This window comes from Paenibacillus chibensis, assembly GCF_004001045.1.
Classification (GTDB): domain Bacteria; phylum Bacillota; class Bacilli; order Paenibacillales; family Paenibacillaceae; genus Paenibacillus_AQ; species Paenibacillus_AQ chibensis.
In genome coordinates, this window is the sequence record NZ_BIMK01000003.1 from 307,550 (window position 1) to 321,743 (window position 14,194).

A 14,194-nucleotide genomic window follows, 5' to 3' on the forward strand; every position below is an offset into this window, starting at 1 on the left:
AATACTGTGTGTTTACCGCCCTGACCATACCTGACATTGAGAAGTTCGATGATAAAGCATTCCTTATCGATCTGAAGCCAGCCCCTTCAGAAATTGCTTGACTACATTGATAAAGAGCAGCAGTACGGCCTGGATCACTCCAAAGAAAAAGGCTTCCAAAATCACCAGCCCCGTCAGATTTGGACCAAATGGCTTGAAAAAGATACCGGTATCCGCCGGCATGTACATATGAACGAGCAGGCTCGATCCGATGGAAGACAGCAGAAAAAGCAGGATCAGAAATACGTGTTTACGGATAAACAGAAGCGGGAACAGGATGACAATGAAATAGAAAAAGGCGTACTGATCGTAATAATCCAAGTACATGGCAACAAAAATCAAGGGGGAGCAGAGCAGACAGACAAGCGCCTGGAAGATGTACCTTTTTATGGGCGTTCCTCCTCCCCCACTCTCTTTCGGATCCACCGGATCTGCCCCCGGTGATTAATTTCGTCCTCTAATACGTGGAACCACATGAAATAGCGGTTGGTCGACTTGTTATTCCAAAAGGGCTCTTCGACATGCAGCCATTCGTCATCCACCGTTTGAAATAATTCGAAGCTACGATTTCTCACTTCGCTCAAGACACTCAGATAATATGCAAGATCATGTCCTTGGATGTGCTCGCGCCCTTCTGCACCCAGTTTCAGCGCCGGTCCCCATTTATCTATTTCCCCTTCACTCAGTTCCCGACCTTCAAACGTACCCACCTGGTATGCATATTCCACCGCGGCGAAATGCAGCAGCAGCATGCCGATGGAGTTGCTCTTCGGATCAAGCAAATGATCCAATTGCTGTCTTTGTAACCCCTCGACAGCTTGCAGCGTTGTATGCCGTGCATAATTCATCATCGACAGCAAACGCCCGACCTCAGGCGAATAGCCTGGAATATCGGTAATCTGGTAGATTTGGTCCGTGTTTAACATTTCGTCCCCCCCACTTCAATGGTTTGGATCTCGAATGGATCGTTTCAGCTGCACCTACAGATCCTTTTTAAAGTAATAACGGCGATGTCCCTTAGGCGCGTCTTCAATGACGGCGATCACTTCGTATCCAGCTTTCCTATAGAAATCAGGCGCTTGAAAGCTGAACGTGTTCAGTTGGATGAAGGTACATTCTTTCCCTCTGGCGACGGCTTCCGCTTCCTGCAGCAATCATTGTCCGCAGGCCCTGTCCTCCAGACCGGATTCGTTTGTTAGCGGAACTCCCTGATTCCATTTTCAAACGCTTCCTCGTCATGATGCACTATTCCATGCAGAGCTTCCTGCAAAGCAAAGGTGCTTCTGTAAAAATACACTCGTTCCGCAATTTTCCTGCCACCGGGGTACAAACCAATGCATTTCTCGAAAAAATCTTGTCCGTAGCTCGATAAAATTCCCGCAAAATCATATGCCGGATCACCAAACCCCGAGCCGCCAAAGTCGATGATCCCGGCAATTCGGCTTTTCTCCGCATGCCAGATGATATTGCCCGCTCCAAAATCCCCATGGATGAGGGTCATTTTCAAGCTCTGGTTAAAAGGGTCATGCAGAAACCGGTTAAAATTGTCCGTTACTTGCCGCTGAGCCTCTACCCGCATATATGGAAACAGCTTGCTTTGGATATCGAGCAGGAGCTCCTTCATCATCTGAATAACGTCTTTGCCTGGTTTAATAACGCCTGCGGTTGGAGTTATACCCATGGAGTGGAGCTCATTTAAAAATGTGACCAATTGAAGAGCAATCGCATCTTCATCATTCTGCTCCTTCATTTGCACATAGGCTTCCTTCCAAAAAGGAGAGCCTTCAATGAGGGGATAGCCCATAAATGCCCTTCCCACTTCCATCTCTGTAAAAGCATGATACATGGGATCAGGGACGGGCAGCGAATGAACTTTAACAGCTGCGTTTCCCGCTTCAATTTCTCCACGCCCTGCACATGCTTGGGGAATCTGAACACGATGGATTGGTTTACGATCAGCACATTGTTGTTCTGCCCGATCTCATTAGGCTCCACCTCATCTATGGGTAATTCCGGATATACTTCTTGAATGCGTCGAATATATGCGTCTGTCATCGCTAACCTCTCCATCGATATGTAGTCTCCGCAGCAGTTCTTCTTTGAGCTCCGGCCTGGAATCCGCAAAAATATAAGACTGCGGTGCCGTAAAATGATAGGTATTCGTCAGTTCTTCCAGCGTCAGCGGCTCGATTTCCCTAAAGGATCTGATCGGGATGGCATATCCGGTCTTCAATCCCTTCATATAGGCGGTAATCCCTGAAAGAGTGCCCGAGCCTTCCTGTTCGGCAATGCGCCCAATCGGATCAACCTCGTCAACGATCGGGGCATCAAATTCGATGTAAGCCTTAATGGCTTTGACCGGCGAGCTTACATAAATAAAAGCATTCACGGAAGTGTCCAGGAATTTCCGCCGGAATTCATGCTTTTTGATACCCTGCATGATCAGCCCGTAAGGCTGCGGCTGCAGACTCAAAATAATGAGCCGCTTCTCACCGGCCCTTTCTATTTCCGTATCCGATTCCCGTTTCATTTCCTGATAAGCCTCCCTATTTTTCTGGCTGCCGATGATTTTCTGTAAGAAAGAGGCGTCTAGGCAAGCAGCCATGCCTATCCCGTCTTCTTATCTGATTTTCTCGCCGCTCACCACATGCCAGTGGAGATGCTTGGAATCCTGATATTCCCCCAGGTTTGTGATGATCTTGGCAGAACCGGTTGTACGGGTTAGGTCAGCAGCCACGCTTTTAATGACAGTCATTAATGCTAACAATAAAGCTTCGTTATTGTCCGCTTCCTCCGAAATCAAAGATTGCACATGAATCTTGGGAATAACGACGATATGATGCGTGTAGGAAGGCCTTGTGTGGTGATAGGCCAGTACCGTTTCCGTTTCGATCACCTTACGGACCTGTGTGTTTCCGCTCAGAACCTCATCGCAATAAAAATCCTGCGTCATGATCATGTACCTCCCTATTCCCTGTTCCTGTAACCTACTTCTACTGAAGACATTGATAGAAGGTCTCGTTAAGTAAGTTCCATGAGATACCTCCGGTGGAATGGTCATTAATCTTTCGGATATTTGTTCTGCAAAAACGTGACGGACTGGGTTATCAGCTTCTGTAATACATCCACGCGGATATCTGCAACTTTATTGATGTATATGCAGGCTTTGCCGGCGGTGTGTTTACCGAAATCTTGCAAAAATGCCTCCCGCTCGGTATCGCCTGTCGCAAAATACAAGCTGATCTTGGCCTTGCGCGGAGAAAAACCAACCAGCGGTGCATCCCCTTCATGGCCGGATTCATACTTGTAATGATAGGAGCCGAAGCCGATAATGCTGGGCCCCCACATTTTCGCCGGATATCCGGTCGTTTCCGTAAAAATATCGAGCAGCTGGTAGGCATCCTCACGTTTCTTGGGGCTATCCACTTCTTCGATGAACTCCATGACGCTATGATCGGTCTCTTTCGTTTTGAGCTCGTATGCCACTTGAACGCCTCCCTACTTTTTTCGATGACAAGGATTTCATGAGTACTGGTTACCTAATCTGTTATTTCCTCTTGTACAGACGCTGCGTGGCCCTGGACATCATCTGATTCTTGCTGCTAACTTCTTCTTCCACCATTCCTTATTCAACATGTACTCCCCCCGGATCGGCATGACCATATATTCTTCGCCAATCTCGATCGGCTCCCGAATGCCTCCATATACCAGATCCACGTTCAAGCAGAACGAAAGATGATCTCGCCCAAGCTCCGTTTCCAGCTCCCGCACATAGCTGCTAATGTTGGGTTTATCCTCCCATGCATACATGGCGTTTTGTCCTCCTGCCGGCATTTGCCACCAACGTATAAACGACGGGAAGGCTTGAATCAATGCTTCCCTCAGCTCGGGCTGCTCCACCTTTTCGAAAGGCGGCACAAAGACCGATCCTCCTTGCGATCCGTGTGCCCTATATTCCATCGTTTGATTCCACCTGGAAGCCCATTGCACTTTGAGTTCATCTACAACCGCAGCCGACACCTCAAACAGCCTAGCCGGCGGCCAAACGCTGTCTTTTTCGTCAAAAAGCCCGTAAGCCGTCGCCGTATAGATCAAAAAGTTCAAGTCGGTATCGCCGGACAGGCATACACGCCAGGAGTTGTGATCTTGAATCATAGACATGCTCCTTCCCTTTGGACTGCTCTCTCTTCCATAACATGGATTGTTACCTAGTAAAATGCCTTGATGTCATCCGGCCCTTTCCGGATCATCATCGAGTCAAATAATCTGCCCTCTGCGTCGATAGCATTGATTTTCAAATGATCCGTGGTCGCCACAACCTGCACCAAATGCGGTACGGCCACGGACTGCGCGGTATGCCATTCTCTTTTTGGAAGCAGCCATTCCGGCATCGCCCCTGCGCCACCCGCCACGATATAGACAATGCCCTCCTGGTAATCGACCTTTCCGTCGCGGAGCGGATGGCTTCGTTCATATACGATCGTATGCGAATTAAAAACCAGATCGACCCCATATTGCTCGAATATCGGGCACAGCTGCCGCAAATCCTCAACCTGATACCCTCCGGATACATAAGGCGGATAATGAAAATAGACGATCTTCCACCTTGCGGAAGCCGACTCTAAATCACGGATCAAAAAATCAATCTGAGCCTGACCTGGTCCCATCGGTCCTGCGCTGTGCGGATAGCTTTCCTTGGGAATAAAATCGGTGCTGTCCAAACAGGTAAAATGAACGTCGCCGTAATCAAACGAATAATAGTTTTTGGGCGGGCTAAACGCAAAAAAGTCGTAATACCAGGACCCGCCGTCCTCATGATTCCCGAGACAGCTGTAGGATGGCGTGCTCGTCAGAAACAGCTGACCCGGTCCGAAGAAATACGTTTCCCAATCCTCATACTGGTTCCCGTCATGGACGATATCTCCGATAAACAGGGCAAGATCCGGGCGATACCTGTGCATTTGGTTGAATATGCCGATATTGATTTGGCCGTCCGATGTATCGAAGCTGCTAAACCCGCCCGTTTCGCTCGTCACCGTAAAAGAGAACGGCTCGCCTCTCCGTACCGCGGTCTTCATGGGATAAGGTCCATATTCGATGCTGCCGTGCGCATTTGCCGAATGGATTTTATAAAAGTAGATCGTCCCCGGCTCCAGATTGCCCACCGTTACCTGATGAATCGTGGAGTCCCCGTCATTCTCGAAGGTCGACAGCACATGTTCAGGCTTTTTGTAATTTCCGTGGTAACCGCTATGGATCCGTTCCGCGGCCAATACCTCTACCCTTGACGAAGACGGCTCCGACGTTTCCCACATCACCGTCATGGAATTCATGGTCGGCCATTGCAAATAAGGCCCTTTGATCAGGCACAGCATGCGTTTTCCCCCTCGCTCAGCATTTCAGATGATCTATGGACGCAAAATCCACCAGCCGATATGTTCCGCTGTCATATCCCAGTGTAGTAATCGAGCACTCAGAGATCAGGTCGCTTTGGGAGGCCACGAACGTCGGATGCCACGCGTTCAGCTCCTGTTCCGAAAGCACATTCACCAGAAAATCAGTTATCAGCCCCCCATGGGTTACCAGCACCAGATGGCTTCCCTGCGGGAATGACCCGGCCAGCTCGGCCATGAAGCCAGCTAATCTAAAGCCGGCCTGTTTGGCGGTATCCCCTACAGGTGGAATATAATCCGGATCACGGGTGCTTCGTTCCCACATCCAGGCGAATTCGTCAAAGGATTGTCCCGGCAAATCCCCCCAATTGGCGCGCTCCCGCAACCGATGCTCCACCGTCAAGGAAGCTTTCGTTTGTGCCGCGATCACCTTCGCGGTTTCTTGCGCCCTCTGAAGGGGACTCGCAAAGATAGCTGTGATCGGTAAACCCGTCAACCGCAGCGCCGTCGCTTCCGCTTGCAGCACGCCTTGGGGAGTAATCGAAACATCCCCCGCCGCTTTTGCTTTGATCGCATGTCTGACCAGATAGAACATGGTACTCATGGATTTCCTCCCTTCGGGTCTGCGTCAATCCAGAACAATATGAAGAATGCTCTGAATTACGGAGTCCACTTCACTGGAATCCTCAATCACAAATAAATGGTCGGCCTCGTCTTCTGTAGGGTCGATCACATTGCGCTCTGCCAACTGCCTGTCGAGCACTTCACTAAAGGAAGCCGCTTTTCGAAAAATGGATTTGCTCCGCCGGCTATTCGCGACCCGCTCATGCAGAATGCGCTCGGGAAGTTTAAAATGGACGAGGATGCTGCGGAAACCATGACCTTGAAAATAGGTAAGCAAATCGAGCCGCACCATGCGTGCACGATTCGAGTTGCTGAGAATGAGATGCAAATCGGTTTGATTCACCGCATAATCCACGATGGTTTGCGTAACGGAAAATTTCAACGTGTTCGGTCCTTGACGAGGCTGCAAAGCTCTATAATAGGTATTAATAAATTCCGCATGATTATCCTGGTCGATCACGACGGAGCCCTGCAACTGCTGCTCTAATGCCTGGGCGAATGTCGTTTTACCGCTATGCGTTGTACCGACGGTCATAATAACGAACCTGTTCATGGCAGCAACCCCATTTCGATTCAAGTTGAAATGCTAAGCTCAGGAGCTCATCATCATCCTTGAAATAATAGATCCTTATGCTTTTCTATGAATTCATCCTTCGTCATGCCGAACAATATAAAATCATGATACTTCCCGTTCGTATAAATCACGGATCTTCGAATGCCTTCCTGAACGCAGCCGAGCTTTCGCATCATCGCTGCGGAGGCCTCGTTGCCTTCCAATACAGAATCATTGAATTTATGAAGCCTGCGCTCCAAAAAAGCATATCGAAGCAGAATTCTCATCGCCCTTGTGCCATAGCCCTTGCCGCGAAAATCCCGATCGATCTGAATGCCGATGCTGAATGTGCCGTTTCTTTCATCGATGTGGTTCAGATTGATGCCGCCGACGTTTACCCCTTGCAGCGTTTCAATCGTAAACATCATTCGCCCGGGATTGGAAAAGTCGATATTCTGCTCGACGAATGACTTCGCTTCGGCAACGGTCGGAGGGAGCTCAACCGCGCATTCGAGCAGTCTCCGTCCCGGCGTATCGAATCGGTTGTAATAATGCCCTTCCCAATCCTCCGTCTGGATCGCGCGCAGTCTGACCTCCTCATCCTGCCAAAAGTAATTCTCATAGTTGATTTCTCTCATCTTAACCCTCCTCGTCACCATCCATAAATTTGATCCTGGATGTATTCAACGAATTCTTGTAATGATATACCGAGAGTCAAACAGGCTGCTGCCGGGATCATGTATGCCCTGTTAGGGCTGGGTGACGTCTTTCGGTATCCAGCCTGTCAGCAGTGCTCCACCCTCCGGATGGTTACCTGCTGCTAGTTCACCTCCGTGCAGCCTAACAATTTTTTGTGAAATGGTTAACCCTAATCCGCTGCCTCCGGTTGAACGATTTCTAGATTCTTCACCACGATATAAAGGCTCGCAAACGTGTTGAAGTTCTTCTGATGAGAAGCCCGGTCCTGTATCGCGTATCGTAAATTTTACTTTGTTACCGTCTTCATAACATTGAACAACAATATCACCATAGGAATGCCTGACGGCATTCTCCAAAAGATTGTTCATGGCACGCTCCAATAAGTGCGTATCGCCGCTAATGATGCAATCGTCTGCAGCCTGGTTCGAAATCGAGATATGTTTCTGCCACGCCAGTGGACTCAGACTTTCAATCGAACTCCGGAGTATGAGTTTAAGGTCAACGGCAGGGTTATTGTTAAGTTTCGTCTCCAAATACTCCATTTTAGTAAACGTGAAAAGCTCCTCTACCAGCCGATCCAATTGTGCCGATTTTTCCTTGCATACCGCCACATATTTTGCTATTTTTTCCGGTGATCGTGCAATCCCTTGCTCCAAGCCATCCAAATACCCCCGTAAGGCGAACAACGGTGTCCGTAAATCATGCGCGACAGCAGCAGTCACGAACCGGCGCTCTTCTTCGAGTTCCACTTGTTTCCGGTATGATGTTTCAAGCCCCTTCACCATCACTTCAAATCCATCGCGTACTTCAGTGATTTCGGTGATTCTCGACAAAGGAAGCTTCACATCCCAATCTCCTGCTGCAATTTCTCGGGCTGCAGCGCTCATCTTCTCGAGGGGTTTAAGAAGGAAACGTCTCATTTCGACACCGACGACAAAAAAAGCAAGCAGTAATCCGGCAAATATCGAAATCATGGGAACTGCATTTGATTTGGGCAGATAAAGAATGACCCTTCCCAGCAAATGACCGTCCTCGATGACGGAGAACCGTTCGGTTGACGATGCTGTGCCGCGCCGATCGGGATTCGACCGGTATATTTCCTGATCCGATTCGGATAGAATAGCCACGTCCATTTTCGCTGTCTGCAGCTCTTTATGTAATTGGTTCTGCCAGTTTGGATCCATCCATTGATCGGTTCCCGCTTCGATCAGGTGAATTGTCTCATTCACTTGTCTTTGGAGAGTCTCGTTTTGTGAATGAGTTTTCGTGAGGCTAAAGGTTTTCGTTTCCATGTAGTGAGCTGTAATAAAGAAGATCCATGGCAATAAGAGTATAAAGAAAAAGCACAGGACAGTAAACGTGCGAATGCGAAGTGTTCTCATGTTGTTATCCTCCCTCGAACCGATACCCTACTCCCCATACGTTGACCAGGTATTGCGGATGATTCGGATCAGATTCGATTTTCTCGCGCAGCCGACTGAGATGGACCCGAATCGTATGCTTATCGCCCACCCCATCCCAAAATTTCGCGAGCAATTGTTCATATGAAAAAACATGTCTCGGATGTTCAACGAATAATCTCAACAACTCATATTCCCGCGGCGTGAGATCGACGTTCTTCCCTTCCACGACCACTTCTCTTGTGGATAAATTTAATTTAACGCGCCCACAATCCAAAACCCTTCCGTCCATTTGCTTCCGGGAAGCGGAACGCCTCAATACGGCTTTCACTCTAGCGACAATTTCTCCGGGTGAAGCAGATTTAACGATATAATCATCGCCGCCGAGGGTCAGCCCCCGGATCTTGTCCACATCATCGCTGCGGGCACTCAGGAACAGGATAGGAATGCTGCTCTCCGCCCGAATCCGTCGGCATAACTCAAAACCATTTTGTCCCGGCATCATGATGTCAAGAACAATGCAATGTATGGAACTCTGCTGGAATAAGGCCCACGCTTCCGCGGTGTCGCAGGCGGTCATGACGTGAAAATTCTCGTTCTCCAAAAAGTCCCTCAATAGTTCAACGATACTCTGATCATCATCTACAACAAGGATCGTATTTGCTTCGCTCATAAATATCCCACCTTTGAATGCTAGTTTATCATTTTTCCGCAGGTATCTGACGCCTCCACCTGATTTGTGATGAAATGTTTATTGTTTTGTGACCTTTTTACAACTTCGTTTGAGATATTCGTTTGATATGATCCTTCTTGCGTATACGAGAGGCACTATCGCAGGACGTGAATGGTCTCTCACGCCATAAACGGATAAAGGAGGTTCTCAATGGGAGTGGCAGATGGCAGTTTCTCATTTTTTCCATTCGGAGTTTTATTTTGTCTCACGCTTGTTTGTTTTGTGGCCGTTCGAATCTATGCGATTCGATATCGGCACAGAGATCGCAATCAAAAGGACGGTGATATCGCATGGATTCTAAAGAGCCGGATGGCCCGTGGTGAAATAGATGAGAAGGAATATCACAGGTTGAAGGAGCTTCTGACCAAATAACAGATTCCTGATCGTAACAAGTTAAAATACCGGGGAGGTTTTATGTATGCTAACCGTTCAAATCGTCTTATTTGATGGCTTCGACCTGTTGGATGCCATTGCACCTTATGAGGTATTCTGTGCTGCTGCTATGAAAGCTGAAAACACGGTAAGCGTACAATTTGTCACGGCTGAAGGGCCGAGGTCCGTGGCCAGCGGCTTCAACGGGTTGAAAATTGAGGCCAGCGGCCGGCTGAACCCGGAATGTGCGGGCATCATTCTCGTTCCCGGCGCAGCCGGCGACGTCGAAGCAGACGGTTCTGATTCGATCCCGGCTATTCTTAACCGCGCAATGAATACAGCGTTGACCGGTATGATTGGGCAGGCACTCGGGCACAGAGACATCGTCATCGCTACGGTATGCGGCGGTTCCCTGCTGCTGGCCATGGGAGGGCTCTTGGAAGGCAGAAAGGCAGTAACACATCATCTGGGGATGGATGTATTAGGAACAACCGGCGCCATTCCCGTCCCGGCACGCGTCGTGGACGACGGCAACCTGGTTTCAGGCGGCGGCGTCACTTCAGGACTCGATGTAGCGCTGTACCTGGTGGAACGCGAGCTTGGACCTCGTATCGCACACGCGGTAGAGCAGCTGTTCGAATTTGAACGCAGGGGGACGGTTTGGAGAGAAACAGGAATGGCTCCTGGCAGTCATAGAGCACCGACGCGGGATGAGCCGAACAACGCGGCGGACCAAGCGCCAATGACTTATGATACTCCGCCTGTCCCAATCATGCAGGCATCAGTCTTCGACGGGGATTGGGATACGACAATCGCTACGCCGGTCGGGAAACTGCCGGTCAAGCTCTCCATCTCCACAAGTCATGGGATGATCCAAGGCCAGGCCACTCAAGGGGAGGAGACGGTCGAGTTTGTAACCCCCGTGCTTCAGAACAATAAGCTGACCTGGTCGCTGAGCATTACGAAACCCATGCGCTTACATCTGAAATTCGAAGTTGCCGTGAACGGAGATCAAATGGTCGGAATCGCCAAAGCCGGCATACTGCCGGCATCCAAATTGACAGGCAAGCGGGTATCTTAACCCGAAAATGTGTATTGGCAATAAAAAACGGAACCACGGGGGCATTGAATCGCATGAAGAAGCAGAAAACATTATACGGAATATTGGCCTGTATCAGCATTGTATTTATCCTATATGCCCTAGCGGAAAATTATTTGATCCATCCCGGGGCCGAGGCATTTTTAATCCATAAAACCGGACTGAAACGTGAGCTTAATCTCCCGGTCTGGTTAAACGTTATGCACGTCCATGTCGCCTTTGCCTGCATCGCCATGACGGCTGGACTGCTCAACCTTTCGAATCGAATCTTTGAAAAAAGCCGGAGGTTCCATCGCATAAGCGGCTATGTTTATGTGGTGTCCATGCTCCTTGTCGTGATGACTTCCGGATATATGGCGCCTTACGCCACCGGAGGAAAAATAAGCAGCATGGGATTCAATGTGCTCAATATGATATGGCTGCTGATAACCCTGGCGGCACTGGTCCAAATCAAAAAGAAACGGACCATCCGTCACCGGAACTGGATGATCCGAAGTTACGCCTTTTGTTTTACGAACATGCTGATCCATCTCATCACTTCCCTTTTTCATCAGGGATTCGGTCTGGCTTACGCTACCAGCTATATCATTGGCGTTTACAGCACCATTGCGCTGCTGCTGCTCATTCCCAACATGATAATCAGTACTGTCAGCAGGTCCCAAGAGGCCGTGGTTACCTTTAAATGAGGTGGTCCACTCCCCTCCGCATGATGGGCTTCACGCGCTCACGAATAATACTGCGCTTCGCCATAAAAAGAACCCAAGTGCTGCGCCGCTTGTTCCCGCACGTCTTCATCGAATTCGTCAATCGTTTCGATCGCCCGCCGCTTATCTTCCGGCGTCGCATGCACGTCCGAATACAAAGCCCATCTGGCGATACTCTCTACGCAAGCATCTGTATTAAAATTATCATAGTGGATGTACGCCTGATACAGATAACTTAAAGCATGCATGGCATTCCGCTGAAGCGCCTGTTCCAAATACGCCAGCGCTTCGTCCGGATTTCCCGCTGCATACTCGATCCGGCCCAGATTGTAATACCCGGATGCGACTTGCGGCTGGAGCGCGATGCAGGCTTGAACATCCTGCCTTGCGCGCTCATATTCCTTCAGCGAATAATACGCAAAGCCGCGCATGTTATAGAAATCCGTAAGCTCCGGCTGCAGCGTCATCCCCTTGGTGCAATCCTGCTCCGTTCGTGACCAGGCTTCGGTTTCCAGGAAGCATTGTGCCCGGCACAGATAAAATTCCGCTTGTTCCGCATCCAGCTCGATCGCCCGCGAATACTCGCTGATCGCAAACTCCCAGTCCCCCAGCGCTTTATAGTTATGCCCGATGCCGGCATGATAATAGGGATGGTCCAATAGAGAAGGATCCAGCCGTGCTTCTTCCTGATGCTGAGCAAGCGCTTCTTCATGTCTGCCCAACAAATATAAGGCGTAAGCCCGCTTGCCTCGCGCCTTGGCGCTGTCCTCCAAACGGGTGGCTTGAGCAAACGACAGTTCCGCTTCCCCCGGCTGATTCATCTCCATGCAAATATCTCCCCGCTGGATGTAATTGAGCGGATCATCGTCCTCCAGCTTCAGCAGCTCTTCGCTGGCGGCCAGGGCTTGGTCGTACTGTTCCAGCACGCACAAGCTATCGGCAAGCCAGTAGCGGGCCAGAACGTTGTCTGGATCGATCGCTATGATGTTCTCCAGCATACCCGCTGCTTCCGTATGCAGATGACGGCTGCGGTACGTGTTGGCTTTACCAAGCATGGCCTGAACATGGGCAGGCTCCAGTCGGATGCACTCGTCAAAATCGCGTATCGCTTCCTCCATCTTCCCCTGCTCGGAATGCCACTTCCCTCTCTGAAAAAAGAGCTCGGCTGTACCCGGGAACATCAATATCGCTTCATCAATCATCGCTTGCGATGAATCGTGATCACCAGCACCGGCATACAACCGAAACAACGTCAACCGGAAAGCAAACGTTGGCTCAAGCAGCCGCTGAAACGTCAAGAACGCTCCATAGCTGTACAGAGTGGTCTCGGCAAATATCGCATACCCTTGATCGGGGCGTGATCTATATTTGTCCAGGAGAATCTTTCCCTTGAGAAGCGTATCGATCGCTTCTGGAGTACGCCCCAGTTCTTCCAGCGTGATGGCATGCATGAAGTAATAATTGGGAATGACTTTGGACGAAGACAATGTCTTCTCAAAATACGGCAGCGCTTCTTCATACCGTTCGCTCTGGTAAAATACCATCGCAAGCTCGTAATACGTGGAAATGACGCTGGAAGCATCCTCACGCCGGATGGATTCCTTCAGATCACGGATTGCTTCCTCGTAATGCCCCAAATCCTTATGAGCCAGCCCCCGGGTATACCAATTCATATAATGATCCCCGTCTAAACGGATCGCTTCATCCAGTTCTTCAATCGCCTCTTCCTCCCGGTACATCTCGCGCAGAATATGCGCTCTTCTCTCATGAATCCAGCCGATGGACGGGTGGTCGCGAATCACTTCCTTCAGGTAGGAAGCAGCCTCTTCCGATTTGCCGGTGTAGTGGAGTGATTCGGCGAGAGATATTTTTTCCTCCAGCTTCAACGAAGAAGGCTTCGCCTTCGATAAATATTTGGCCGCAATGCCGTATTTCTTTTTTCGCGCGTAATGGTGACCAATTTTTCCCCACAGCATCTTTTCCACCTCATTTTGCCATGTGTCTTTATTTCAAGCTGTAAAAATATGGACCGCACATTTCTTCATGCGTCACGACATACGTCCAGGTCAAATGCCGGTCAAAAATGTACATATCCTCCCCGGAATCGAAGTCGGCTGCAACCAAATCCGCTGCATGCTCATACAAAAACACGGAATGTGATTGATTCATGACATAGATAGCATCCTTCGCTTCGGAATCAAACGCCCTTCTTGCCATCTCTGCTTGTAAGCAGTCCTGCTTCCCGTAGCTGAAAATATGCCACTTATATTGATCATAATAGATCGCCTCTTTGGTTTCATCGCTGATCTGGGAGGCAAAGGCGTTGTCCCATGCCGTCACAATCTCCTTCCCTTCGGCAAACACGGTGGAGATCGTCACGCCCCTTTGCAGGATATTGGCCTTAAACATGTATTTCCTATGTATGCAAGCTGCGGTCTGATAAACCTGATTTAATTCGTCCTCCGGCAAGTCGTCTAGAATCCGGTCGATTTTCTCTCGAATCTCTCTATTCATATGCATTTTTTAAAGCAAAAAATCGCTACCGGCGGGATGTCATACCAATCAAACCTGCCGTCCT

18 protein-coding genes and 1 pseudogene are annotated in these 14,194 nt (G+C 49.5%); 3 read left to right on the plus strand and 16 right to left on the minus strand.

What is annotated here, in order from left to right:
- Positions 1-63: 63 nt before the first annotated feature.
- From PCH05_RS03800 to PCH05_RS03860, 14 genes and pseudogenes are all read right to left on the minus strand, one after another.
- Positions 64-381, minus strand: coding sequence for a hypothetical protein (locus PCH05_RS03800; RefSeq protein WP_164766526.1), 318 nt, complete (start codon positions 379-381; stop codon positions 64-66).
- A 44-nt stretch (positions 382-425) separates the two neighbouring features.
- On the minus strand, positions 426-965 hold the full coding sequence (locus PCH05_RS03805) for a DinB family protein (RefSeq protein ID WP_127600805.1): 540 nt from the start codon (positions 963-965) through the stop codon (positions 426-428).
- Between the two features lie 54 nt (positions 966-1,019).
- Positions 1,020-1,193: pseudogene (locus tag PCH05_RS27155) on the minus strand (N-acetyltransferase); the annotation flags it as partial.
- Between the two features lie 41 nt (positions 1,194-1,234).
- Positions 1,235-1,885: a phosphotransferase family protein gene (locus PCH05_RS03810; RefSeq protein WP_307719502.1), complete on the minus strand. Its 651-nt coding sequence runs from the start codon at positions 1,883-1,885 to the stop codon at positions 1,235-1,237.
- Positions 1,886-2,035: 150 nt separating this feature from the next.
- Positions 2,036-2,569, minus strand: coding sequence for a hypothetical protein (locus tag PCH05_RS03815; protein ID WP_127600807.1), 534 nt, complete (start codon positions 2,567-2,569; stop codon positions 2,036-2,038).
- Between the two features lie 90 nt (positions 2,570-2,659).
- The gene (locus tag PCH05_RS03820) at positions 2,660-2,992 is read right to left on the minus strand and encodes an HIT domain-containing protein (protein ID WP_164766528.1); all 333 of its coding nucleotides are present in this window, start codon (positions 2,990-2,992) and stop codon (positions 2,660-2,662) included.
- 107 nt (positions 2,993-3,099) lie between these two features.
- The gene (locus PCH05_RS03825; protein ID WP_127600881.1) at positions 3,100-3,483 is read right to left on the minus strand and encodes a DUF1801 domain-containing protein; all 384 of its coding nucleotides are present in this window, start codon (positions 3,481-3,483) and stop codon (positions 3,100-3,102) included.
- A 141-nt stretch (positions 3,484-3,624) separates the two neighbouring features.
- On the minus strand, positions 3,625-4,194 hold the full coding sequence (locus tag PCH05_RS03830; protein ID WP_164766529.1) for a hypothetical protein: 570 nt from the start codon (positions 4,192-4,194) through the stop codon (positions 3,625-3,627).
- Between the two features lie 53 nt (positions 4,195-4,247).
- Complete coding sequence (locus PCH05_RS03835) at positions 4,248-5,414, minus strand: purple acid phosphatase family protein (RefSeq protein WP_127600810.1); 1,167 nt, start codon at positions 5,412-5,414, stop codon at positions 4,248-4,250.
- Positions 5,415-5,430: 16 nt separating this feature from the next.
- Entirely contained in the window at positions 5,431-6,036 is a 606-nt protein-coding gene (locus PCH05_RS03840) for a histidine phosphatase family protein (protein WP_127600812.1), read from the minus strand.
- A gap of 24 nt (positions 6,037-6,060) precedes the next feature.
- On the minus strand, positions 6,061-6,609 hold the full coding sequence (locus PCH05_RS03845) for an ATP-binding protein (RefSeq protein WP_127600883.1): 549 nt from the start codon (positions 6,607-6,609) through the stop codon (positions 6,061-6,063).
- A 53-nt stretch (positions 6,610-6,662) separates the two neighbouring features.
- Positions 6,663-7,247 carry a GNAT family N-acetyltransferase gene (locus PCH05_RS03850; protein ID WP_127600814.1) on the minus strand — a complete coding sequence of 195 codons (585 nt, stop codon included), beginning with the start codon at positions 7,245-7,247 and terminating at the stop codon, positions 6,663-6,665.
- Positions 7,248-7,358: 111 nt separating this feature from the next.
- The gene (locus PCH05_RS03855; protein ID WP_127600815.1) at positions 7,359-8,690 is read right to left on the minus strand and encodes a sensor histidine kinase; all 1,332 of its coding nucleotides are present in this window, start codon (positions 8,688-8,690) and stop codon (positions 7,359-7,361) included.
- A gap of 4 nt (positions 8,691-8,694) precedes the next feature.
- Positions 8,695-9,381: a response regulator transcription factor gene (locus PCH05_RS03860; protein ID WP_127600817.1), complete on the minus strand. Its 687-nt coding sequence runs from the start codon at positions 9,379-9,381 to the stop codon at positions 8,695-8,697.
- A gap of 210 nt (positions 9,382-9,591) precedes the next feature.
- On the opposite strand from PCH05_RS03860, the gene PCH05_RS03865 reads away from it, so the two are divergent.
- The 3 genes from PCH05_RS03865 to PCH05_RS03875 are packed head-to-tail and all read left to right on the plus strand — an operon-like array spanning position 9,592 to position 11,598.
- Positions 9,592-9,813, plus strand: a complete 222-nt coding sequence (locus PCH05_RS03865; protein ID WP_127600819.1) for an SHOCT domain-containing protein — start codon at positions 9,592-9,594, stop codon at positions 9,811-9,813.
- A 46-nt stretch (positions 9,814-9,859) separates the two neighbouring features.
- The gene (locus PCH05_RS03870) at positions 9,860-10,894 is read left to right on the plus strand and encodes a DJ-1/PfpI family protein (RefSeq protein ID WP_127600821.1); all 1,035 of its coding nucleotides are present in this window, start codon (positions 9,860-9,862) and stop codon (positions 10,892-10,894) included.
- A gap of 53 nt (positions 10,895-10,947) precedes the next feature.
- A complete protein-coding gene (locus PCH05_RS03875) occupies positions 10,948-11,598 on the plus strand; it encodes a DUF2306 domain-containing protein (protein ID WP_127600823.1) in 651 nt (216 codons plus the stop codon).
- Positions 11,599-11,636: 38 nt separating this feature from the next.
- Here the strand turns inward: PCH05_RS03875 and PCH05_RS03880 are convergent, their stop codons facing one another.
- Positions 11,637-13,592: a tetratricopeptide repeat protein gene (locus tag PCH05_RS03880; protein WP_127600825.1), complete on the minus strand. Its 1,956-nt coding sequence runs from the start codon at positions 13,590-13,592 to the stop codon at positions 11,637-11,639.
- A 28-nt stretch (positions 13,593-13,620) separates the two neighbouring features.
- Entirely contained in the window at positions 13,621-14,130 is a 510-nt protein-coding gene (locus PCH05_RS03885; protein WP_127600827.1) for a DUF4275 family protein, read from the minus strand.
- Positions 14,131-14,194: the final 64 nt, after the last annotated feature.